Source organism: Micromonospora wenchangensis (assembly GCF_002210435.1).
In the GTDB taxonomy this organism is placed as follows: Bacteria; Actinomycetota; Actinomycetes; order Mycobacteriales; family Micromonosporaceae; genus Micromonospora; species Micromonospora wenchangensis.
In genome coordinates this window covers 1-22,982 of sequence record NZ_MZMV01000016.1, presented here as the reverse complement: position 1 = coordinate 22,982, position 22,982 = coordinate 1, and the positions used below count along the sequence as shown (strand labels likewise).

The window sequence follows — 22,982 nt, the reverse complement described above, 5'->3', positions numbered from 1 at the left end:
GCCTCACCAGCCCTTCGCGAGGCTCGTCTGCAACCGGGCGGCACGGGCGGCCCGGAGCTGGAAGATCGCCTTCACCAGGGCCGGCGCGGCGATGAAGATGACGATCAGCGCCTGGAGCACGGTGACCAGCTCCAGCGAGATCCCGGAGTACGACTGCATCCGGTTGCCACCGGCCTGGAGCGCGCCGAACAGCAGCGCGGCCAGCAGCACACCCCACGGCTTCACCCGGCCGAGCAGCGCCACCAGGATGCCGTCGAAGCCGATCTGCGCGATCACCAGCGGGGTGAGCGCGTTCGCGGTGGAACCCAGCACCATCTGGCTGCCGCCGAGGCCGGCGAGCATCCCGGCGATCACCATCACCAGCACGTACGTCTTGGTGACGCTGATGCCGGCGGTCCGCGCCGCGTCGGGGTTGGCCCCGACGGCCCGCAGCTCGAAGCCGAGCGTCGACCGGTTGAGCAGCCAGGCGATCGCCCAGGTGGCGAGCACCGCGAGCAGGATGCCGGCGTGCACCCGCAGGTTGTCGCCGAGCAGCCGGGGCAGCGCGGCCGAGGAGTCGACCGGGCGGCTGATCGCGTCCGCCCGGTCCGGGTTCTGCACGCCGTTCTGCACGATGATCCAGGACAGGAAGTAGACGGCGACGTAGTTGAGCATGATCGTGTTGATCACCTCGTGCGCGCCGGTCCGGGCCTTGAGGATGCCGGGGACGAAACCCCACACCGCACCGCCGGCCGCACCGGCGATCAACGCGACGACCAGGTGCACCACCGGGGGCAGCGGCAACGCGAAGCCGGCCACCGCGGCCAGGATCACGCCCATCGTCGCCTGACCCTGGGCACCGATGTTGAACAGGCCGCCCCGGAAGGCGAGCGCCACCGACAGGCCGGTGAACACCAGCGGCGCGGTGTAGGTGAGGGTCTCCGAGATCGGGCTGAGCGCGGCGGTGAAGCCGGACGCCTCCGGGTCGAAGACCGCCCCCTTGAACAGGTTGGCGTACGCCTCGCTGACCACCGTCCAGCTCGCGTTCAGGGCGTCGGTCGGGCGGGCCGTGATGTAGCCGTAGGTGGCCAGCACGTCCGGGTCCGACACGATGATCAGGACCGCGCCGACAAGCATCGCCAGCACCAGGGCCAGCACGGTGACGGTGACCGTGTTGGCGGCCCAGAGGTTGTCCAGGAACAGCCGGCCCAGCGTTGGCCGGGGCCCCGGCGCGGACTGCTTGGGTGAGGTCATCGTGGCGCCCCGGTCGGCCTTGCCGGTCAGCGCCAGCTCCGCCTCGGTCGCCGGTTCCTTGTCCGGGGAGCCGGACACCGGGTTGGGGTTGCTCATGCCTCGTCCTCGTTACCAGGGCGTTCGGGGGCCGGCGTCGCGCCGCCGGCCGTACCGCCGGTCGCCTCGCCCGGGGTGGCCGCGCCGTCGGCCGGGGCCGGTGCGGGGGCGTCCGGGGTGATGCCGGCCATCAGCAGGCCGATCTCCTCGCGCGGGGTGTCCGGGCCGACGATGCCGATGATCCGGCCCCGGTACATCACCGCGATCCGGTCGGCGAGGCCGATCACCTCGTCCAACTCGCTGGAGACCACCATGACGGCGGTGCCGACGTCGCGCTCCCGGACGACCCGGCTGTGGATGAACTCGATCGAGCCGACGTCCACGCCCCGGGTGGGCTGGGCGGCGATGAAGAGCTTCAGCGGCCGGGACAGCTCCCGGGCCACGATCACCTTCTGCTGGTTGCCGCCGGACAGGGTGCCGACCGCCGCGTCCGCCGACGGGGTACGCACGTCGAACTGCTCGATCCGCTCCTTCGCCGAGGCGGCGATCGCCTCCGGCCGCAGCGCCAGGCCCCTACCGAACGGCGGCCGGTCGTAGATGTCGAGGACCAGGTTCTCGGCGACGCTGAACTCCTTGACCAGGCCGTCGACGCTGCGGTCCTCGGGGACGTAGCCGACCCCGGCACGGAGCACCTTCTTGGTGGACCAGCCGTGGATCGGCTCACCGTCGAGGGTCACCGTGCCGGCGAGCGTCGGGCGCAACCCCATGATCGCCTCGATCAGCTCGGTCTGCCCGTTGCCCTGCACGCCGGCCACGCCGAGCACCTCACCGGCGCGTACGGTCAGGTCGACGCCGTCCACCGCGCGGACCTGCCGGTCGTCGTCGACGACCAGGCCGGCGACCTCCAGGATCGGCCGGCCCGGGGTGGCGGGCTGCTTGTCGACGGTGAGCCGGACGTCACGGCCGACCATCAGCGCGGCCAACTCGTCCCGGCTCGCCTCGGGGGAGGCGGTGCCGACGGTCCGGCCGCGCCGGATCACGGTGATCCGGTCGGCGATGGCCTTGACCTCGCCGAGCTTGTGGGTGATGAAGACGATCGACTTGCCGGCCGCCTTGAGCGACCGCATGACCGTGAGCAGTTCCTCGGTCTCCTGCGGGGTGAGTACGGCGGTCGGCTCGTCGAGGATCAGCAGGTCGACGTCGCGGGTGAGCGCCTTGACGATCTCGACCCGCTGCTGGATGCCGACCGGCAGGTCCTCGATCACGGCGTCCGGGTCGACCCGCAGGTTGTACCGCGCGGAGACCTCGGCCACCTCGCGGCGGGCCCGCCGCCGGTCGAGGAAGCCGACGATGCCGCCCCGGACCTGCTCCGCGCCGAGCATGATGTTCTCGGCCACGGTGAAGACCGGCACCAGCATGAAGTGCTGGTGCACCATGCCGATCCCGGCCCGGATCGCGTCCGAGGGGCCCTTGAGCCTCAGCGGCTTTCCGTCGACCAGGATCTCGCCCCCGTCGGGCTGGTAGAGCCCGTAGAGCACGTTCATCAGGGTCGACTTGCCGGCGCCGTTCTCGCCGAGCAGGGCGTGGATCTCTCCAGGCTCCACCGTCAGGTCGATGTGATCGTTGGCGACCAGATCACCGAACCGCTTGGTGATGCCGCGCAGTTCGAGTCTCAGCGCAACCTCCTGGGGTGCGAGCGATGGTGCAGCCTAGCTGCCGGATCGGCCGGTCACCGGGGTGCCGGCCGACCGGTGCGCGGACCGGCCGCCCCGACGCCCGTGGGTTGCCCACGTACGCCGGGACGGCCGGTCGTCATGCCTGGTGCCCGCCGGCCGCCGCTGCCGATGATCCCATCGTGGCGGCCGGCGCGGCGGTCACTTGGTCGGCTGGGCCTTCGAGGTGACCGTGATGGTGCCGGCGGCGATGTCCGCCTTGAGCTTCTCGACCTCGGCCTTGAGGTCCGCCGGGACCTTGCTGTCGAAGTCGTGGTACGGGGCGATCGAGACACCGTTGTTGGCGAGGTTGCCGACGAAGCCCGGGGTGGCGGCGAGCTTCTCGCCACCGGCGGCCTTGAGCACGGCGTCCTTGACGGCGTCCGGGATGTTCTTGACCACGGTGGTCAGCAGCGCCGCGCAGTCCGGGGTGCTCTCGCAGCCGTCGACGTCGACCCACACGACCGAGTACTTGCCGCCCGACGCCTTCGCCGCGGCGGTGGTGCCGAGGCCCGCGCCACCGGCGACCGGCATGACGATGTCCGCGCCCTGGGCGACCAGCGCGTCGGAGACCTTCTTGCCCTCGTCCTGCTTGGCGAAGTCGTTGGTGAAGGAGCCCTTCTGGGTCTCCTTGTTCCAGCCGAGCACCTGGACGTTCTTGCTCTTGGTCTTGTTGTAGTGCGCCACGCCGTCGGCGAAGCCGTCCATGAAGATGGTCACCGGCGGGATCGGCAGGCCACCGTAGGTGCCGACCTTGCCGCTCTTGCTCATCCCGGCGGCCAGGTAGCCGGCCTGGAAGGCGGCCTGGGCGGTGTCGAACTGCATCGGGTAGACGTTCGCCGTGGCCGGGTTCGCGTCCACGATGCCGAACTGCTGGTTCGGGTTGGCGGCGGCGATCTTCTTGGTGGCGTCCGACATCAGGCCACCGACGGCCAGGATGAAGTCGCACTTCTGGTTGACGTACCCGGTCAGGTTGACCTCGTAGTCCGCCTCGGCCTTCGACGCGACGTACTTGATGTCGATGTTGTCGTTGGCCTTCTTGGCCTCCTCCAGGCCCTTCCAGGCGGAGGTGTTGAACGACTTGTCGTCGATGCCGCCGACGTCGGTCACCATGCAGGCGCTGTACTTCTTGTCGCCGCTGCCACCGGCGTTGTTGTCGTCGTCCGGGGCCTCACCACACGCGGCGGCACCCAGCACGAGCCCACCCGCCGCGATGGCAGAGGCGATCCGCATCCCACGCACAGAGCGCAAGACGTCTCCTTCCATTGCTCACCGCCTCGTGCGGTGGCAGCCCTTGAACCGACAGGCGTTGTGCCGCCGGCATCCCACGTTACGGACGGGAGCGTAGCCCCGCGTCCACCCACCGGCCGCCAATCGTGCACGACTGTTGAACGCTCGTTATCCCGGCGTAACCCTGGGGTGGGGCACATCACTCAATGTGCCGGCGTCGACCGGTCCGGTGTCACGAACATCCGTTTCCGGCGACCTCCGACGGCTACCGCCAGAACACCGCCACAGCGGCCGTGACCAGGGTCAACCCGATGATCGCCAGGAAATGGCCACGGGCCACCTGCGCCCGCTTCCGGGAGAAGAAGACCATGACGAAGATGAGCAGGGCCAGCACCAACTTGGTAACAAGCTTCGCGGGGGCCGGCTCGTCGCCGTCGCGCAGCGGCGCGGACAGGCCCAGGCCGGTCAGCAACTGGATGACCGAACCCCAGAGCATCGCCGCGTTGATCCGCAGCCGGCCGCTGACGTACTGGGCGACCGCGCCGCCGAGCAGCAGCGCGAACCCGATCAGATGGACATAGAGAAGGACCAGTCGGAGAGCTTCCACGCCGGCCATCCTCCCTCATCAACGACAGTTTGTAGTAGGTGGCCCGCCGGCTGAGTTCAATCCGTGATCTCGCCGGCCCGGGCAGCGGGCCGGCCCGGCGGCGGGCCGCCCCCGGACGGGGTGTCAGAGCCGCCAGACCTGGAAGGTCGGGCCGTCACCGGGCAGGGTGGTCCCGCCGTCGGCGGCGGGCCGCAGGGCCGGGGCGCCGCCGTAGACGTTCTCCCCCGCCGGGCCGGACCCGGCGCTCCCGGTGGCCGGCAGGCCGGTCAGCCGGACCGGCGGGCCGGCGGCACGCCGGGCCAGCACCAGCACCGTGCCGTCCGCCGCCTCCCGCAGGAAGACCAGGGTGTCGGCGTCGGCGTGCACCCAGCGCAGCCCGCCGTGCCGCAGCGCCGGGGTGTCCCGGCGCAGCGCCAGCAGCGCCCGGTACGTGGCGAACGTGCCGACGTCCCAGCTCTGCGGCCGGTGCCACGGCATCGGGGTACGCGAACCCTCGCCGTTGCCGCCGGTCAGGCCCAACTCGTCCCCGGCGAACACGACCGGGGTGCCGGGCATGGTGGCGAGCAGCCCGGCGGCCACCTCCTGCCGGGCGGCGTCACCGACCACGGTGCGGATGCGGGCCGAGTCGTGCGAGCCGAGCAACTGCCACGAGTGGGTGTACGACCGCCAGGAGATCAGCGACCGGAAGCTGTTCATGGTGGCGAGCACCGCGTGCGCGTCCCGCCGCCGCACGCCGCCCGGGGTGCCGAGGAAGTTCGGCACCGGCGCGTCACCGTCGGGCCACCCGCCCGCACCCGGCCGCTGCCCGGCGGCGTCCCCGGGCGCGGAGTTCTCGCGGCGCAGCCAGGACCAGACCGGGTCGGTGAAGCCGACGTAGTTCATCGTCCCGTGCCAGCCGTCGGAGTCCAGATCACCGGTGTGGTCGTGACCGTGTTCGGCGAGCAGCAGCCCGTCGGCCCGGGTCTGTGCGACCACCGCCCGCAGCAGCCGCGCCACCTCGTGGGTGTACGCGTCGGCACCCCGTCGGCCGGTCATGTTGGCCACGTCGACCCGCCACCCGTCCAACCCGTACGGCGGGCGCAGCCAGCGGCGCAGCAGCGAGTCCGGTGCGGTGGCGAAGCGGCGGCGCAGCTCGGCGCTGCCCCAGTTCAGCTTCGGCAGCGACCGCACCCCGTTCCACGACTCGTACGTCGGCTCCCCGTCGCCGGTGGCGACGTCGAAGTAGTACAGCTCCCGCTCGGGGGCGTCGACGTCGGCCAGGGCGCGGGTGAACCACTCGTGCGCGTCGCCGGTGTGGTTGCTGGTGATGTCGCCGAGCAGCCGCCAGCCCCGGGCCCGGACGGCGTCGGCGAGCCGGACCAGGGCCGCGTCCCCGCCGAGCAGCGGGTCGACGGTGTCGAAGCCGGCCGCGTCGTAGCGGTGGTTGGAGCGGGCCGGGAAGATCGGCGTCAGGTAGACGGTGTTGACGCCGAGCCGGTCCAGGTGGTCCAGCCGCTCGGTGATGCCGTCCAGGTCACCGCCGTAGAACTGGCGTGGGGTCTCCGGTCCGTGCCCGATGACCGGGGTGTCCCAGTCGCAGGGGATGGCCCAGTCCGGCGGGGTGCGGCCGTCGGCGGCGGCGGACCGGGCGAACCGGTCGGGGAAGATCTGGTAGATCAGCGCGTCCCGCGCCCAGGCGGGCGGCGGGGCGTGGCTGACCAGCTTGAAGTCGCCGTGGTCGGGCACGTCGTGGTCGACCGGGCCGGCGGCGTTGAGCCAGCGGTAGCCGGTCGTCCCGGTGAGCATGAACCGGTAGTTGCTGACCGGGTTGCGGACCTCGACGTCGGCCCGCCACCAGACGTCGGGGCCGTCCCGGCGGTCCACGGTGGCCTCGACGAAGCGCGGCTCACCGTCGCCGGTGGTCCGCACGTGCACCTGCCGGACGTCGGTGCCCTCGGGCACCCGGACGAAGACCGGCACGGTCTGCCCGAGGGCGGGTTCCTGCTCGGGCACGTACAGGGCCGAGCCGTCGTGGTGCGGCGACAGGGACATGGTGTGGCCTTCCGATTCATCCCTTGACGGCCCCGGCGGTGAGGCCGGAGACGATGTAGCGCTGGAGGAGCTGGAAGACCAGCACGGTGGGGACCGCGGTGAGCAGGGTGCCCGCCGCGAAGATGCCGAAGTTGTTGTTCCGCTCCCCCGCCACCAGGCCGAACATGCCGACCGCGAGGGTCTTGGACCCGGTGTCGGTGAGGAACACGTTGGCGATCATGAACTCGTTGATCGTGCCGATGAACGACAGCAGCGCGGTCACCGCCAGGATCGGCGCCACCAGCGGCAGCATGATCCGGAAGAAGACCTGGGCGTGGCTGGCGCCGTCCATCGTGGCCGACTCGTCCAGCTCGCGGGGCAGGGTGTCGAAGAACCCCTTCATCAGCCAGGTGTTCATGCCCAGCGCGCCACCCATGTAGAGCAGGAGCAGGCCCCACGGGGTGTTGAAGCCGATCGACGGCCACAGGTCGGTGACCCGGGTGAAGATCAGGAAGATCGCCACGATCGCCAGGAACTGCGGGAACATCTGGATCAGCAGCAGGGTCAGCAACCCGAACCGCCGCCCGGCGAAGCGCATCCGGGAGAACGCGTACGCCGCCAGCGAGGACAGGAAGATCGACGCGCAGCTCGCGCCGCCCGCGACGAGCAGCGAGTTGAGGAACCAGCGGCCGAACTCCGTCCGCTCGAACAGGTCGCCGAAATTCGACAGCGACGCCCCGGTGGGCAGCAGCTCGGTCGACGAGAGGGTGCCGAGCGGGTTGAGCGCGGCGGAGAGCACGAACAGGATCGGGAAGAGGCTGAACGCCACCGCCAGCACGCCGACCACGTGCCGCCAGCCGACCTGGGTGAACCACCGGCCCGGATGCCGGCCGCCGCGTACCGCGGCACCCGGCCGACCGACGCGCGGCCCGGCGGCATCCGACCGGACGGCGGGCGCGGCGGGGGCCTGCGGCCCGGCGCTTGGACGGGTCGTCACGAGTAGACCTCCTCCTGCTGGCGGGTGCGCCGGAAGCTGACCGCCGAGACCGTGGCCACGATCGCGAAGATGAAGATCGACACCGCGGCGGCCAGGCCGAACTCGGCGCCCTGCGCGCCGAAGGCCAGCCGGTAGGTGTACGTGATCAGCAGGTCGGTGGCCCCGTTCGTCGGGTTGTCCGGCGCGAACGGGCCGCCCTCGGTGGTCAACCAGATCGCGTTGATGTTGTTGAAGTTGTACGCGAACGACGCGATCAGCAGCGGCGAGAGCGCGACCAGCAGCAGCGGCAGGGTGACCGCCCGGAACGACTGCCAGGGCGACGCGCCGTCGACCGAGGTGGCCTCGGTCAGCTCCTTCGGGATCGCCTGGAGCGCCCCCGTGGTCACCAGGAACATGTACGGGTAGCCGAGCCAGAGCTGCACCAGCAGCACCGCCAGCCGGGCCGACCAGGCCTCGCCGAACCAGTCGACGCCGAGCCCGAACAGGTTGTTGACCAGGCCGAAGTCGGTGTTGAACATGTCCCGCCAGACCAGCAGCATGGCGAACGACGGCATCGCGTACGGCAGGATCAGGAAGACCCGGTAGAGGTTGGTGCCCCGCATCCGGGGCGAGTGCAGGGCCAGCGCGACGGCCATGCCGAGGGCGAAGGTGAACCCGGTGGAGCCGATCGCGAAGGCGAAGTTCCACAGCAGGGTGCCGAAGAACGGGCCGGAGATGTTCGGGTCGGTGAGCACCCGGGCGAAGTTCTTGAACCCCACCCCGACCTGCCAGCCCTGGGCGAGCCGCTCGCCGTCGGCGGCGACGAAGGCACCGGCGTCCGGGTCGGCCGTCCAGGTCTTGCCGGTCTCCCCGTCGGTGACGCAGTCGCAGCCCCGGTCGTACGCCCGGACGGCTCTGCCCTCGTAGGCGCGGGACAGGCCGTTGGAGCGCACCGCGCCCCCGGAGGTCGGCACCACCAGGGCGGTGATCTCCTCGCTGCGGACGCTTGCCTGGCCGACGTTGAGCACGGTGTAGCCCTTGGCGGCGGTGACCCGGCCGCTGCCGGCGACGGTCACGTCGGCGGCGTCGAGCGGGCGCAGCCCGGCGGCGTCCCCGGCGGAGACCCGGCCGGTCGCCGGGTCGGTGACCAGGAAGACCAGCGGGCCGGTGGCCGGATCGCCCGTGGTGGCGATGGCCAGGGCGTACTCGGCGGAGCCGGGGACCTGCTTGACCGAGGAGGTCTCGATGGCGACGACCGCGTCGTCCTTGGAGCCCCGGTGGCCGTCGCCGAAGTTCGTGAACGCGGTGCTCGCGGTGTAGAGCACCGGGAACACCTGGAAGGCGATCAGGAAGATCGTTCCGGGCACCAGGTACTTGGCCGGGATGTGCCGGCGGGTCAGGTAGAGGTAACACAGGCCGACGGTGGTGGCCGCCAGGACGGCGAGACCGCCCCAGAGCCGGGCGGCGACGAGCGGGAAGGCCGCCCAGATCGCGATCCCGGCCACCAGGCCGAGCAGGACCACCTTGACGGCCAGGCCGGTCGCGGTGATCGGCGCGTGGTGACGCGCGGTACGGGAGGTGTCCGGGGGCCCGGAGCGCGCGGGCCCCCGGCCCGGGGCCTGCGGGGCAGGTCCCGGGCCGGGCAGCGTGCTCATTACTTGATCTGACCCGAGATCGTCTTGCCGGCGGCGGTGACGGTCTTCGCCGGGTCGGCGCCACCGATGACGGCGGCCTCGGCCTTGCCGAACGGGTCCCAGATCGCGGCCATGGCCGGGATCGCCGGCAGCACCTGGCCGTCCTTGCCCGCCTCGGAGAACTTGGCCAGGTCCGGGTCGGTGCCCTTGACCTGGTCGAACGCGGCGGTCAACGCCGGCGGGCGGGGCTCGGCCTGGTAGAGCGCCACGGCCAGTTCGGGGGTGGTGACGTAGTTGGTGACGAACTCCTGGGCCAGTGCCTTGTTCTTGCCCTTGGCGGCGACGTAGAACGCCTGGACGCCGACGAACGGCTGGGCCGCCTTGCCACCGGCGAAGCCGGGGACCGGGGAGATGTCGTAGGAGATGCCGGCCTTCTTGGCGTCGGCGATCGCCCACGGGCCGGAGACCAGGAAGGCGCACTTCTTGCCGGTGAAGGTGGCGATGGAGTTCTCGCCGGTGATGGAACGCTTGAGCGCGCCGTCGCCCTTCTCGCCGAGCTTGCCGATCTTCGTGAACGCCTCGATCGACTCCGGCTTGCCCACGCCCAGGTCCTTCGGGTCGTAGTCGCCGTTGGCGGCGGTGCCGAAGAGGTAGCCGCCGGCCGAGGTGTACAGCGGGTAGATGTGGTACGCGTCGCCGTTCTGTCCGGACTGGAGGCAGAGGATCTCGCTGGCCTTCTTCTCGGCCTTGAGCTTCTTGCCGGTGGCGACCAGCTCCTCGATCGTCTTCGGTGCCTCGGGGGCCAGCGCGGTGTTGCGGATCAGCGCGACGTTCTCGGTGGCGTAGGGGACGCCGTAGAGCTGGCCGTTGAACGTGACCGCCTTGATCGCGGTCTCGTTGAAGCCGGACTTCTGCTCGGCGGCGAGCTGCACCGGGTCGATGGCCCCGTTCTGCACGAGGTTGCCGATCCAGTCGTGCGCGCCGACCACCACGTCCGGGCCGCTGCCCTGCTGGGAGGCGGTGACGAAGTTGGTCTGGAGGTCCTTGGAGACGGCCTGCACCTCGACGGTGACCCCGTTCTCCTGGCCGAACTTCTCGGCGAACGGCTTGAGCGCCGCGGTCCGCTTGTCGTCCGCCCAGATGACGAGCTTGCCGCTCGCGGCCGGGGAGGTGGCCTTGGCGGCCGGTTCGTCCTTGCTGTTGTCGCCGCCGCAGCCCGACGCGGCGAGCGCCAGGCCGAGAACGGTGACCACACCCGCGGTACGGATGCGCATCGGTACTCCTGTCGTCATGGCGGGTCGCCGGGGGACGGGCGACCACACCGTGGAAACGCTGAAAGTTCTTGCCAACCGACGTCGGGCAGGCCGCGTCGCTGCTGTCGCGTGTTGCCGGGACGTTAGCAAGAGGTTGCAGACAATGGAAGGGCTTGCAGAGGCGTACGCAAGAACTTGCCCGTGAGCTAGAGTGCCGCCATGCGCGCTCGACTGTCCGACATCGCCCAACAGGCCGAAGTCAGCGAGGCCACGGTGTCGCGGGTGCTCAACGACCGCCCCGGCGTGGCCCCCGAGACCCGGCAGGCCGTACTGACCGCCCTCGATGTGCTCGGCTACGAGCGTCCGGCCCGGCTGCGCAAGCGCAGCGCCGGCCTGGTCGGGCTGGTGGTGCCGGAGCTGGACAACCCTATCTTCCCGGCGTTCGCCCAGGTCATCGAGTCGACGCTGGCGCAGAGCGGGTTCACCCCGGTGCTGTGCACCCAGACCCCGGGCGGGGTCACCGAGGACGAGTACGTGGAGATGCTGCTCGACCGGCAGGTCTCCGGCATCGTCTTCGTCTCCGGCCTGCACGCCGACACGGCCGCCAACCACGACCGGTACCGCGCCCTGATCGCCAGGCCGCTGCCGGTCGTCATGATCAACGGGTACGCCCCCGGCATCGCCGCGCCCTTCGTCTCCTGCGACGACCGGGAGGCCACCGAGCTGGCCGTGGCGCACCTGGTCGCGCTCGGGCACCGGCAGATCGGCTTGATCACCGGGCCGGACCGGTTCGTGCCGGTGCAGCGCCGGGTGGCCGGCTTCCGGGCCGCGATGACCCGGCTCGGCACCACCGGCGGCGACCTGGACGCGCTCGCCGAGCTGTCGCTGTTCGGGGTCGAGGGCGGCGAGGCCGCCGCCGGCCGGCTGATCGAGCGCGGGGTCACCGGGATCGTCTGCGGCTCCGACCTGATGGCGCTCGGCGCGGTGCGGGCCGCCCGGCAGCGCGGCATGTCCGTGCCCGGCGACCTGTCGGTGGTCGGCTACGACGACTCGCCGCTGATGGCCTTCACCGACCCGCCGCTGACCACCATGCGGCAGCCGGTGGCCGCGATGGCGGTGGCCGCGGTCCGGGCCCTGGTCGACGAGATCAACGGGCACGCCGCGCCGCACTCGGAGTACCTGTTCCGCCCGGAGCTGGTGGTACGCGGGTCGACCGCGGTGGTACGCCAGGCGGGTGCCGGCCGGCAGCGCCCGGCACCGCCCGCCCTCGCCGTCCCCGCCTGACCACCTGCCGGCCCGCGCTCCCCGTCGACCGGGTCCGCCCCCGGTGGACCGGACGCGCCCACGAAAGACCTGCCCTGGCCACCGGTGACGGACGTCATTTCTTGCGCAAGGTGTGCTTGACTCTTGCAGCATCCGGCCGGCATTCTCTCCACACCCGCGTCCGTCACCCACCGCCGCGCGGGCACCGCCGTCCCGCCACAGAACGGGGATCTCCGCCGATGACCGCCACCGACCCCACGCCGCTGGCCTCCGACGACGACTGGTGGCGCGCCGCGGTCGTCTACCAGGTGTACGTCCGCAGCTTCGCCGACTCCGACGGTGACGGCGTCGGCGACCTCGGAGGCATCCGGCAACGGCTGCCCTACCTGCGCGACCTCGGGGTGGACGCGCTCTGGCTCACCCCGTTCTACACCTCGCCGCAGATCGACGCCGGCTACGACGTGGCCGACTACCGCGACGTCGACCCGCTCTTCGGCGACCTCGCCGACTTCGACGCCATGATCACCGACGCGCACGCGCTGGGCCTGCGGATCATCGTGGACCTGGTGCCCAACCACACCTCCAGCGCGCACCCCTGGTTCACCGCCGCCCTCGCCGCCGGCCCCGGCTCCCCCGAGCGGGAGCGTTACCTGTTCGCCGACGGCCGGGGCGTCGACGGCGAGCTGCCCCCCAACGACTGGGAGAGCATCTTCGGCGGCCCCGCCTGGACCCGGCTGCCGGACGGCCAGTGGTACCTGCACCTGTTCGACCCGGCCCAGCCCGACCTGAACTGGCGGCACCCGCGGGTACGCGCCGAGTTCGAAGACGTGCTGCGGTTCTGGCTCGACCGGGGCGTCGACGGGTTCCGCATCGACGTGGCCCACGGGATGATCAAGGCCGAGGGGCTGCCGGACGTCGGCTTCAGCTCGATGACCACCGGCCGCCGTCAGTCGGAACTGCTCGGCAAGGGCCGGCTGCCCTACTTCGACCAGGACGAGGTGCACGACATCTACCGCGCCTGGCGACCCATCCTGGACAGCTACCCCGGCGGCCGGATGGCGGTGGCCGAGGCGTGGGCGGAGACCCCGCAGCGGCTCGCCCGCTACATCGGCCCGGACGAGCTGCACCAGGCGTTCAGCTTCGACTTCCTCGACGCCACCTGGTCGGCCGACTCGTTCCGCAAGGTGATCGACACCGCGCTGGCCGAGGCGACGATCGTCGGTGCGCCGACCACCTGGGTGCTGTCCAACCACGACCGGCAGCGGCACGTCACCCGGTACGGCGACGGCGAGGTCGGCCTGCGCCGGGCCCGTGCCGCCGCCCTGCTGATGCTGGCCCTGCCCGGCTCCACCTACCTCTACCAGGGCGAGGAACTGGGTCTGCCGGAGGTGCTGGACCTGCCCGACGCGCTGCGGCAGGACCCGGCGTTCCTACGTACCGGGGAGAGCCGTGACGGCTGCCGGGTGCCCATCCCGTGGGGCGGCGAGCTGCCCCCGTACGGCTTCGGGCCGCAGGGCAGCGAGCTGAGCTGGCTGCCGGCCCCGGCCACCTGGCGGGCCCTCTCGGTGGCCGCCCAGACCGGAACGCCCGGCTCGACGCTGGAGCTGTACCGGGCCGCGCTGCGGGTCCGGCACACCCACCCGGCGCTGTCGGCCACCGCCGGTCCGGTGGTCTGGCAGGAGACCGGGCCGGGAGTGCTGGCGTTCCGCCGCGACGCCGACGACGCCGCGCTGACCTGCGTGGTCAACCTCAGCGGTGCCCCGGTCCGGATCGACGGGTACGGCCGCCCCATGGTGGCCAGCGCCGACCTCACCGGGCAGGACGCCGGACACGTCCTGCCGGTGGACGCAGCCGCGTGGTTCGAACGGCGCTGAGCCGGGTAACCCGCCTTTGACCTGGTCGTCCGTTGTGCCCCGCGCCGACGGGCGGCTGGGCTGCCGACCCCTTGTGGTGGGGGGTGAAGGTGGCACCGGCGTCCCGGGAGGTCCGCTTCCCGGGGTGCCGGTGCACCACCGCGCACCGGCGTCGCCCGACCCGTCAGCGCCCGCGCAGCAGCCCCGCGATCCGCCCGAAGCCCGCCCGCACCTGCGCCTCGGTCGGTACGGGCGGCGGCTGCGGCCGGCCGGCCCCGGCGGCCTCCTCGTCCTCCTGCTCGTCGAGGATGTCCTGCTCGTCGAGGACGTCGTCGAAGTCCCCGTAGAGGTCGGCCGCCTCGATCCGGGCCTCCTCGTCGGCGGCGGCGAGTTGCGACGCGGCGATCTCCTGACGGATCTCCCCGGGCGACAGCGCGGGCACCAGCGGTTCGACCACCGCCATGAACCGTTCGTCGGCCACCACCGCCTCGGCCAGGGCCAGCGCGTGCGGTCGCTCGTACGGCCCGCAGACCACGGGTTCCCACTCGGCCGGATCGGCGAGCGGGCCGAACGTGATGATCCAGGGCAGGGTGAGCAGCGGCGAGTCGTCCGGCAGGTCAAGCGTCACGAGTGCGCCCACCGGCCCATCATGGTCGTTCCGGCAGGCGCGACGGGTGGCATTTGCCCCATTCATCTTTTCCGGCGACTGTCGGCATCCCGCTTTCCTCCCCGGACCGGTCCTGCCGTCAGCCGGCCCGACCGCCGTCCCGGTCCCCGGCCCCGGACAGGCCGGCCGGCCGGCCGGCCGGCCGAACCACGCTGCATCCAGCCGGGCCGGGCGGCGACGGCGGCGCGGGCTCAGGCCGGGGACGAACCGCCCAGGGCGGCGTGGACCAGGGCCAACGCGCGGTCCGGCGGCACGCCCAGCCGGGTCGCCTCCTCGGCGTAGCGGGCCGCCGCCCGCTGCAACCGGTCGGCCGCGTCGTCCCGCCCCGGGGCGACGAAGCTGCCGTGCCGGCCCCGGGTCTGCACCAGCCCGGCCGACTCCAGCTCCCGGTAGGCGCGGGCCACCGTGTTCACCGCCAACCCCAGCTCGGCGGCGAACTGCCGGACCGGGGCCAGCCGGGTGCCGACCGCCAGCCGGCCGTCGCCGATCATCGCGGCGAGCTGCGCCCGCACCTGCTCGTACGGGGGCACCGGAGAGCCCTGATCGATCTCGACAGGCATCAGCCCGCCCCTCCCGGCGTACCCGGATCGGTCTCGGTGTCGACGTCGGCCTCGACGTTGACCTGCCGCATCACCGCCCCCTCCGACAGGTCCACCACCCGGCCGTGCCGGCTGGTGGCGGCCAACGCGGCACCGAAGAGCACCAACTGGTTGAGCAGGTAGAGGTAGAGCAGCACGGCCACCGCGCCGGCCACCACGGCGTACGCCGGGTTCCGCTCGGTCCGCACGATGTAGAACCGGCCGACCGTGTTGAGCAGGGTGATGCCGACCGCGACCAGCAGCACCACCGGGCGCAGCCGGCGGCGGCTCATCCGCAGCCGGGGCACCGCCACCAGCAGCGCCGTCGCCAGCACCGCGTTGACCAGCACGCTGAGCACCGCGCTGATGGTGGTCAGCCCCACCGAGCCGGTGGCCCGCAGCAGGAACCGCAGCACCGACTCCAGCGCGTCCACCGCCGCCACCGAGATGCCCAGCATGACGAAGACCAGCAGCAGCACGCCCAGGTCCACCAGCCGGCGGACCACCAGGTTGCCCGGCTGCTGGTTGAAGCCGTACATCAGCCGCTGCGACGACCGGATCGCCTCCACCCAGCCGATCCCGGTGAAGAAGAGGATGACCAGGCCCACCACGCCGACCGCGTTGCTGCTCTCGGCGATCTGCTGCGGGTCGAGGAAGGGCAGGTTGTCCCGCAGGAACTCCGCCACCGCCTCGGAGACCTCGTCGTTGTCCTCCAGGATCGCCCCGAAGACCGAGTAGGCGACCAGGGCGAGGGCGAACACGGCGAAGAACCCGTAGTAGGCGATGGCGGCGGCCAACCGACCGCCCAGCACCTCGCCGTAGAGGTCCACCGCCCGCCAGAGGTGGTCGAGCCGGGGCCACCGGTGCCGGGCCACGGTGAACCGGCGGTCGATGCCGGCCGTCCACCGGCCCCACGCGTCCACCACGTCATCCTCGCCGATCTGTCGTCACCGGGGCCGGCCAACCGGCGGTCGGCCGGAGCGGGTGCCGGCCACCAGGGTGCCACCGGCGGGCGGGGTGCCGCACCGCGGGCCCCTGCGACCGGCCACGGGACGGGTCAGCCGCCGAGCCGGAAGTCCCGGCGCGGCTGCCACCGGGTCGCGCCGCTGTGCGAGAAGAGGGTGAAGCCCTCCACCTCGAACATCGCCGAGAAGTCGGCGAGGTCCTCGTACGCCCGGTCCAGCGCCTCCGGGGCGACGTCCTGCGCCACGGTGACGTGCGGGTGGTACGGGAAGCGCAGCTCCCGGTGCAGGTGCGGGGCGGCGCTGATGGCGGCGGCGAGCAGCTCGCACTCGCTGATCCCGGCCGCGACCGCGACGAAGACCACCTGGGTCACCGGCCGGAACGTGCCGGTGCCCCGCAGGTGCAGGGTGAACGGCAGGTGGGTGGCGGCCACCTCGGCCAGGTGCGCCTCGACCGACTCCAGCGCGGCCAGGGGGATCTCGGTCGGGCCGAGCAGGGTCACGTGCGCGGGGACGACCTGCGGGTCGCCCGTCTGCATCCGGCGTCGGGTGAGCAGTCCACCCCACGGCTCCGGGATGTCCACCGCGATCCCGATCTGGATGGTGTCGCCGGCCACCGGTATCCCGTCGCTGCGATCCACGCTCCGCGCCACCCCTCCGGCCATCGTCTCGACCCGTACCGTCGACCCGCCCACCGTTACGCCACGGGGGCCGACGCCAGGAACCCGACCCGCTCGTACGCTGTGCGCAGCGTCGGCACGGTCACCGCGCGGGCCTTCTCCACCCCGACGGCGAGCAGCTTGTCGAGCTGCGCGGGGTCGTCGAGGTAGGCCCGGGTGCGTTCCTGGATCGGGGTGACGAACTCGCGGACCACCTCGCCCAACTCCTTCTTGAGATCGCCGTAGCCCCGGCCCGCGTACGCGGCCACCAGGTCGTCGATGCTCCGGCCGGACAGGGCGGAGTGGATGGTGAGCAGGTTGGACACCCCGGGCTTGGTCTCGGTGTCGAAGACGATCTCCCGGCCGGTGTCGGTGACCGCCGAGCGGATCTTCTTGGCCGAGCGGGCCGGGTCCTCCAGCAGGTCGATGATGCCGGCCGGGGAGGACGACGACTTCGACATCTTCGCCGTCGGCTCCTGGAGGTCGGTGATCTTGGCAGTGTCCTTCACGATGTGCGGGGCGGGCACCGTGAAGGTCGGCCCGAACAGCGAGTTGAACCGCTGGGCCAGATCCCGGGAGAGTTCCAGGTGCTGCCGCTGGTCCTCGCCGACGGGCACCGCGTCGGCCTGGTAGAGCAGGATGTCGGCGGCCTGGAGGATCGGGTACGTGAACAGGCCGACGCTTGAGCGTTCGCTGCCCTGCTTCTGCGACTTGTCCTTGAACTGGGTCATCCGGCTCGCCTCACCGAACCCGGTGATGCAGCCCAGCACCCACGCCAACTGCGCGTGCTCGGGCACCTGCGACTGCACGAACAGGGCGCTGCGCTCCGGGTCGATGCCGACCGCGAGGAGCTGCGCGGCGGCCACCCGGGTGCGCTGGCGCAGCACCGCCGGATCGTGCCCGGCGGTGATCGCGTGCAGGTCGACCACGCAGTAGAACGCCTCGTGGGTGTCCTGCAAGGCCACCCAGTGCCGCACCGCGCCCAGGTAGTTGCCGAGGTGGAACGAGTCGGCCGTCGGCTGGATGCCGGAGAAGACGCGGGGGCGGGCGGGAGCGTCGGACATGCCGGCAATTCTGTCAGCAACCCCGGGCGTCCGTCATGACGGGCCGGCGGGTCGACTCGCCGCCGGTTCCGCCGGGGCGGTGACCTCGCGCACCGACGCCCGCGCCGCCGCGACGTCGAGCGGTGTCGCGGGGGCGGCGGCCTCCCGGCGCGGCTCCGGCAGCCGGGCGGCGGACACCGCGACCCGGGACACCCGACGCCCGTCGAGGGCGAGCACCCGCAACAGCCACCCGTCGGCCGGGGACGGCTCGTCTCCCGGGGTGACCGGCACCTCGTCGCCGGCCACCGGGAGCCGGCCGAGCGCCGCCATCACGTACCCGCCGACCGTCTCGTACGGGCCGGCGGGCAGCGGCACCCCGGTCCGCTCGGCGAAGTCGGCCAGGTTGAGCCGACCGTCGACCACGGCGGGCAGGCCGGCCGACGCCGGCTCGGGCGGGGCGGCGTACTCGTCGTGGATCTCCCCGACCAGCTCCTCGATCAGGTCCTCGCAGGTCACGATGCCGGCGGTGCCGCCGTACTCGTCGACCACCACGGCGAGGTGGTGGCCCTCGCGGCGCATCTCGGTCAGCGCGGCGAGCACCCGCTTGCTGCCGGGCAGCCGCTTGACCTCCCGGCTCAGCCGGCCCACCGTGGTCGCCGGGTCCAGGTCGGGACGCATCAGGACGTCCCGCAGGTGGACGAAGCCGACCACGTCGTCGTGGGTGCCGTCGACCACCGGGTACCGGGTGTGCGGATCGATCCGGACCAGGCGCTCGGCCTCGGCGAGGGTCAGCCCGGCGGCGAGGAAGACCACCTCGGTGCGGGGCATCATCACCTCGCGCACCAGGCTGGCCCCGGCGACCAGCACCTCGTCGATGATCCGCCGTTCGTCCGGGTCGAGGACGGTGTTCGCGGCGACGAGGTCGCGCAGCTCGTGCTCGCTGATCCGTTCCCGGCCGGCGGTGGGGCTGGCGCCGAGCAGGGCGGTGACGAGCCGGGTGGCGCCGTCGGCGGCCCGGACGACCAGCCGCGCGACACTGCGGGCCACCGGCCCGGGTACGCGTCGGCTCCGCCCCGGCGCGCGTCTCCGGGGCCCGGGACCACCCGCTTCCCGCATGGAAGTGATGGTAGGGCCGGCGGACCCGGCCGGTGGGCAATGTGCGGATCTGTTCAATCATGAAGGTTCATGATGGAATGGGAGTGACCCCACGACGCACAGCGCGGCGACAGCACCCGGCCGTAGGGTGATCACGAACGGCCGCAGCCGGCGCGGCCAGGCAGGAGGACCGACGTGAAACTGCTCGTCACCGGCGGTGCCGGCTACATCGGCAGCGTGGTGACCCGGATGCTGCTCGACGCCGGCCACCGGGTGACCGTCCTGGACGACCTGCGCACCGGGCACCGGGCGGCACTGGCCCCCGACGCCACCCACGTCGAGCTGCCCGTGCACGAGGCCGCCCGGGTGCTCACCCCCGACGCCGGCTTCGACGGGGTGCTGCACTTCGCCGCACTGATCGCCGCCGGCGAGTCGATGGTCCACCCCGAGCGGTACTGGCACGCCAACACGGTCAGCTCGATCGCGCTGGTCGACGCCGTCCGGGCCGCCCGGGTGCCGCGCCTGGTCTTCTCCTCCACCGCCGCCGTCTACGGCAACCCGGTCGAGCTGCCCATCCCGGAGACCGCCGTCAAGGCCCCCACCAACACGTACGGTGCCACCAAACTCGCCGTCGACCTGGTGCTCACCTCCGAGGCGACCGCACACGACCTCGCCGCCGTGTCGCTGCGCTACTTCAACGTCGCCGGGGCGTACCTGCGCGACGGCCTCGCCATCGGCGAACGGCACGACCCGGAGACCCACCTCATCCCCATCGCCCTCGACGTCGCCGCCGGCCGCCGGGAGAAACTCCAACTCTTCGGCGACGACTACCCCACCGTCGACGGCACCTGCGTACGCGACTACATCCACGTGGCGGACCTGGCCCGCGCCCACCTGCTGGCGCTCACCGCCGCCGTGCCCGGCCGGCACCGCATCTACAACCTCGGCAACGGCAGCGGCTTCACCAACCGGCAGGTCGTCGACGTGGTCCGCGAGGTCACCGGCCACCCCGTGCCGGTCGAGACCGCCCCCCGCCGCGAGGGCGACCCGGCCGAACTCGTCGCCTCCTCGGCGCTGGCCCGCCAGGAACTGGGCTGGGTGCCCGAGAAACCCACCCTCACCGACATGGTCGGCGACGCCTGGGCGTTCTACCGCGCGCACGTGCTGGGGCAGTCGTGACAGGCCGGCCCGACGTCGCCGACCGCGCCACCGCCGGCTTCTCCCACGGGTACGACGCGACGCCGGCCGGACGCTGGGCGGCACCCGGCCGGGTCAACCTGATCGGCGAACACACCGACTACAACGACGGGTTCGTGCTCCCCTTCGCCCTGCCGCTGCGTACCGTGGTCGCCGCCGACCCGCAGCCCGGCGAACGCTGGACGGTCCGCTCGGAGATCGCCGACCGGCCGGTCGACTTCGGGGCCGCCGACGCCGACACCCCCGGCCGGGTCACCGGCTGGGGCGGCTACGTCGCCGGAGTGGTCTGGGCCCTGCGCGAGGCCGGGTACGCCGTCCCCGGTGCCCGGCTGGCCGTCGCCTCGGACGTGCCGCTCGGCTCCGGGCTCTCCTCCTCGGCGGCCCTGGAGGCGGCGGTGCTCGCCGCCCTGGCCGACCTGGGCGGGCTGGACCTGCCCGCCGAGCGCCGGCCCCGGCTGGCCCAACGTGCCGAGAACGGCTACGTCGGCGCACCCACCGGCATCATGGACCAGTCGGCGGTGATCCGCTGCCGCGCCGGCCACGCCCTGTTCCTCGACTGCCGGGACGAGTCCGTCGACCACGTCCCGTTCGACCTCGACGCCGTCGGCCTGGCCATCCTGGTGATCGACAGTCGCGCGCCGCACCGGCACGCCGACGGCGAGTACGCCTCCCGCCGCGCCGCCTGCGAGCGGGCCGCCGACCTGCTCGGCGTACCCGCCCTGCGCGACGTGCCGGTGGCCGACCTCGACGCCGCGCTCGGGCGGCTGCCCGACGACGAGACCCGACGCCGGGTCCGGCACGTGGTCACCGAGAACCAGCGGGTGCTCGACACCGTCGCCCTGCTGCGCGCCGGCCGGGTCGCCGAGATCGGACCGCTGCTGACCGCCTCGCACGCCTCCATGCGGGACGACTTCGCGATCACCGTCCCCGAGGTCGACACCGCAGTCGAGGCGGCACTCGCGGCCGGCGCGCTCGGTGCCCGGATGACCGGCGGCGGCTTCGGCGGCTGCGTTCTCGCCCTGGTCGAGGCCTCGGCCGCGGAACCGGTGGCGGCGGCCGTCCGGAGCGCCTACGCCGGACGCGGCTTCGCCGCCCCCGACACCCTCACCGCCCTCCCCGCCTCCGGCGCCACCCGCCTCCCCTGACCCCGTCCCGCCCGGTGCGGGTTCCCCGCGCCGGTGATCAAGAGCTTTGCGTCAACCGCCCAGCGGAACCTGACGCAAACCTCTTGATCACGAGGCCACAGCCGCGCGACAGGCGGGTGGGGCGTGCTGGGCGGCGGTGATCAAGAGCTTTGCGTCATCCGCCGGGCGGGAACTGACGCGAAGCTCTTGATCACCGAGAGCCGACGAGGCGGGCGGGGTCAGGGCGGGAAGGAGCGGGGTGGGTCAGACCGTGTCGACGATCATGCCGGCGGCCACGGTGCGGTTCGTGGCCTCGTCGATGATGATGAAGCCGCCCGTGGTGCGGTTACGCCGGTACTCGTCGGCCAGCAGCGGGACGGTGGTCCGCAGCCGCACCCGGCCGATCTCGTTGAGCCGCAGTTCGCTGGCGGTCTCGTCCCGGTGCAGGGTGTTGACGTCGAGGCGGTAGTACAGGCCGCGCACGATCGTCCGCGCCGAACGCGTGGTGTGCTTGATCGTGTACTTGCCACCGACCTGGAGCGGACGGGTCTCGTCCATCCAGCAGACCATCGCCTCGATGTCCTGCGAGACGGTCGGGGCGTTGTTCGGCCGGCAGATCATGTCGCCGCGCGAGATGTCGATCTCGTCGTCGAGGCGGACGGTGACCGACATCGGGGGGAACGCCTCGTCGACGGGGCCGTCGGCGGTGTCGATGGCGGCGATCCGGCTGGTGAACCCCGACGGCAGCACCATCACCTCGTCGCCGGGCTTGAGCACCCCGGAGGCGACCTGCCCGGCGTAGCCCCGGTAGTCGGTGACCGTGGTCGACTGGGGGCGGATCACGTACTGCACCGGGAACCGCACGTCGACCAGGTTCCGGTCCGAGGCGATGTGCACACGCTCCAGGTGGTGCAGCAGCGACGGCCCCTCGTACCACGGCATGTTCTCCGACCGGGTGACGATGTTGTCGCCACGCAGCGCCGAGATCGGCACGACGGTCAGGTCCGGCGCGTCGAGTTTCGCCGCGAAGGCGGTGAACTCGTCGGCGATGCGTTCGAAGACCTCCTGGGAGAAGTCGACCAGGTCCATCTTGTTGACGCACAGCACCAGGTGCGGCACCCGCAGCAGCGAGCACAGGAACGCGTGCCGCCGCGACTGCTCCACCAGCCCCTTACGCGCGTCCACCAGGATCAACGCCAGATCGGCGGTGGACGCGCCGGTGACCATGTTGCGGGTGTACTGGGTGTGCCCGGGGGTGTCGGCGATGATGAACTTGCGCCGGGGGGTGGCGAAGTACCGGTACGCCACGTCGATGGTGATGCCCTGCTCCCGTTCGGCCCGCAGGCCGTCGGTGAGCAACGCCAGGTTGGTGTACTCGTCGCCCCGGGCCGCGCTGACCGCCTCCACCGCGGCCAACTGGTCGGTGAACAACGACTTCGTGTCGTACAGCAACCGACCGATCAGGGTCGACTTGCCGTCGTCCACACTCCCCGCGGTGGCGAACCGCAACAGGTCCATCGGCCGGGCCTCGACCTCGGGCGACACCGTCTCGGCGCTCATCAGAAGTAGCCCTCCCGCTTGCGGTCCTCCATGGCGGCCTCGCTGACCCGGTCGTCACCCCGGGTCGCCCCCCGCTCGGTGATCCGCGTCGCGGCCACCTCGTCGATCACCTTCTCCACCGTGTCGGCGTCCGAACGCACCGCCGCCGTGCACGACGCGTCGCCCACCGTCCGGTACCGCACCCGGGCCTTGAACCGCTGCTCCCCGGCCCGGGGCCGGAAGAACTCGTTGACGGCGTAGAGCATGCCGTCGCGTTCGATCACCTCACGGTCGTGCGCGTAGTAGATCGA

At 72.2% G+C, this 22,982-nt stretch carries 19 protein-coding genes and 1 pseudogene; 4 read left to right on the top strand and 16 right to left on the bottom strand.

The genetic code is table 11. The features are described 5' to 3' along the window. Positions 1–3: 3 nt before the first annotated feature. The 8 genes from B5D80_RS11930 to B5D80_RS11895 all read right to left on the bottom strand — a co-directional run bounded on the left by B5D80_RS11930 (position 4) and on the right by B5D80_RS11895 (position 10,712). A complete protein-coding gene (locus B5D80_RS11930) occupies positions 4–1,233 on the bottom strand; it encodes an ABC transporter permease (protein WP_425437198.1) in 1,230 nt (409 codons plus the stop codon). Between the two features lie 92 nt (positions 1,234–1,325). After that, positions 1,326–2,885, bottom strand: coding sequence for an ABC transporter ATP-binding protein (locus B5D80_RS11925; RefSeq protein WP_342747109.1), 1,560 nt, complete (start codon positions 2,883–2,885; stop codon positions 1,326–1,328). A 258-nt stretch (positions 2,886–3,143) separates the two neighbouring features. After that, the gene (locus tag B5D80_RS11920) at positions 3,144–4,214 is read right to left on the bottom strand and encodes a BMP family lipoprotein (protein ID WP_204927530.1); all 1,071 of its coding nucleotides are present in this window, start codon (positions 4,212–4,214) and stop codon (positions 3,144–3,146) included. Between the two features lie 262 nt (positions 4,215–4,476). Next, a complete protein-coding gene (locus B5D80_RS11915; protein WP_088643987.1) occupies positions 4,477–4,818 on the bottom strand; it encodes a hypothetical protein in 342 nt (113 codons plus the stop codon). A gap of 123 nt (positions 4,819–4,941) precedes the next feature. After that, positions 4,942–6,849, bottom strand: coding sequence for a glycoside hydrolase family 13 protein (locus B5D80_RS11910; protein ID WP_088643900.1), 1,908 nt, complete (start codon positions 6,847–6,849; stop codon positions 4,942–4,944). A 16-nt stretch (positions 6,850–6,865) separates the two neighbouring features. Next, positions 6,866–7,675, bottom strand: coding sequence for a sugar ABC transporter permease (locus tag B5D80_RS11905; RefSeq protein WP_211291466.1), 810 nt, complete (start codon positions 7,673–7,675; stop codon positions 6,866–6,868). 146 nt (positions 7,676–7,821) lie between these two features. Continuing rightward, complete coding sequence (locus tag B5D80_RS11900) at positions 7,822–9,459, bottom strand: ABC transporter permease subunit (protein WP_088643898.1); 1,638 nt, start codon at positions 9,457–9,459, stop codon at positions 7,822–7,824. Beyond that, positions 9,459–10,712: a sugar ABC transporter substrate-binding protein gene (locus B5D80_RS11895; protein WP_088643897.1), complete on the bottom strand. Its 1,254-nt coding sequence runs from the start codon at positions 10,710–10,712 to the stop codon at positions 9,459–9,461. The genes B5D80_RS11900 and B5D80_RS11895 overlap by 1 nt, the downstream gene beginning before the upstream one ends. Before the next feature lie 198 nt (positions 10,713–10,910). On the opposite strand from B5D80_RS11895, the gene B5D80_RS11890 reads away from it, so the two are divergent. Beyond that, the gene (locus B5D80_RS11890) at positions 10,911–11,975 is read left to right on the top strand and encodes a LacI family DNA-binding transcriptional regulator (RefSeq protein ID WP_088643896.1); all 1,065 of its coding nucleotides are present in this window, start codon (positions 10,911–10,913) and stop codon (positions 11,973–11,975) included. A 218-nt stretch (positions 11,976–12,193) separates the two neighbouring features. Further along, complete coding sequence (locus tag B5D80_RS11885) at positions 12,194–13,828, top strand: glycoside hydrolase family 13 protein (protein WP_088643895.1); 1,635 nt, start codon at positions 12,194–12,196, stop codon at positions 13,826–13,828. Positions 13,829–13,991: 163 nt separating this feature from the next. Here B5D80_RS11885 and B5D80_RS11880 read toward each other — a convergent pair whose 3' ends face one another. From B5D80_RS11880 to B5D80_RS11855, 6 genes are all read right to left on the bottom strand, one after another. Continuing rightward, on the bottom strand, positions 13,992–14,447 hold the full coding sequence (locus tag B5D80_RS11880; RefSeq protein WP_088643894.1) for a hypothetical protein: 456 nt from the start codon (positions 14,445–14,447) through the stop codon (positions 13,992–13,994). 218 nt (positions 14,448–14,665) lie between these two features. Further along, positions 14,666–15,034 carry a GntR family transcriptional regulator gene (locus B5D80_RS11875; protein ID WP_088643893.1) on the bottom strand — a complete coding sequence of 123 codons (369 nt, stop codon included), beginning with the start codon at positions 15,032–15,034 and terminating at the stop codon, positions 14,666–14,668. Next, positions 15,034–15,945, bottom strand: a complete 912-nt coding sequence (locus B5D80_RS11870) for a YihY/virulence factor BrkB family protein (protein WP_245854493.1) — start codon at positions 15,943–15,945, stop codon at positions 15,034–15,036. The genes B5D80_RS11875 and B5D80_RS11870 overlap by 1 nt, the downstream gene beginning before the upstream one ends. A gap of 164 nt (positions 15,946–16,109) precedes the next feature. After that, on the bottom strand, positions 16,110–16,679 hold the full coding sequence (locus tag B5D80_RS11865) for a 2'-5' RNA ligase family protein (RefSeq protein WP_088643986.1): 570 nt from the start codon (positions 16,677–16,679) through the stop codon (positions 16,110–16,112). 32 nt (positions 16,680–16,711) lie between these two features. Next, entirely contained in the window at positions 16,712–17,737 is a 1,026-nt protein-coding gene (gene trpS, locus B5D80_RS11860; protein ID WP_088643891.1) for a tryptophan--tRNA ligase, read from the bottom strand. A gap of 33 nt (positions 17,738–17,770) precedes the next feature. Continuing rightward, entirely contained in the window at positions 17,771–18,832 is a 1,062-nt protein-coding gene (locus B5D80_RS11855; protein ID WP_088643890.1) for a hemolysin family protein, read from the bottom strand. Positions 18,833–19,060: 228 nt separating this feature from the next. Here B5D80_RS11855 and galE point away from each other — a divergent pair, with 228 nt between their 5' ends. Together galE and galK are read left to right on the top strand one after the other, a co-directional pair. Beyond that, positions 19,061–19,990, top strand: a complete 930-nt coding sequence (gene galE, locus B5D80_RS11850) for a UDP-glucose 4-epimerase GalE (protein WP_245854491.1) — start codon at positions 19,061–19,063, stop codon at positions 19,988–19,990. Further along, on the top strand, positions 19,987–21,153 hold the full coding sequence (gene galK / locus B5D80_RS11845; protein ID WP_088643888.1) for a galactokinase: 1,167 nt from the start codon (positions 19,987–19,989) through the stop codon (positions 21,151–21,153). Before galE ends, galK begins: the two co-directional genes overlap by 4 nt. A gap of 243 nt (positions 21,154–21,396) precedes the next feature. Here the strand turns inward: galK and cysN are convergent, their stop codons facing one another. Both cysN and B5D80_RS11835 read right to left on the bottom strand, forming a co-directional pair. After that, the gene (gene cysN / locus B5D80_RS11840) at positions 21,397–22,692 is read right to left on the bottom strand and encodes a sulfate adenylyltransferase subunit CysN (RefSeq protein WP_088643887.1); all 1,296 of its coding nucleotides are present in this window, start codon (positions 22,690–22,692) and stop codon (positions 21,397–21,399) included. Beyond that, positions 22,692–22,982: pseudogene (locus B5D80_RS11835) on the bottom strand (sulfate adenylyltransferase subunit CysD); the annotation flags it as partial. The gene cysN and the pseudogene B5D80_RS11835, both read right to left, overlap by 1 nt.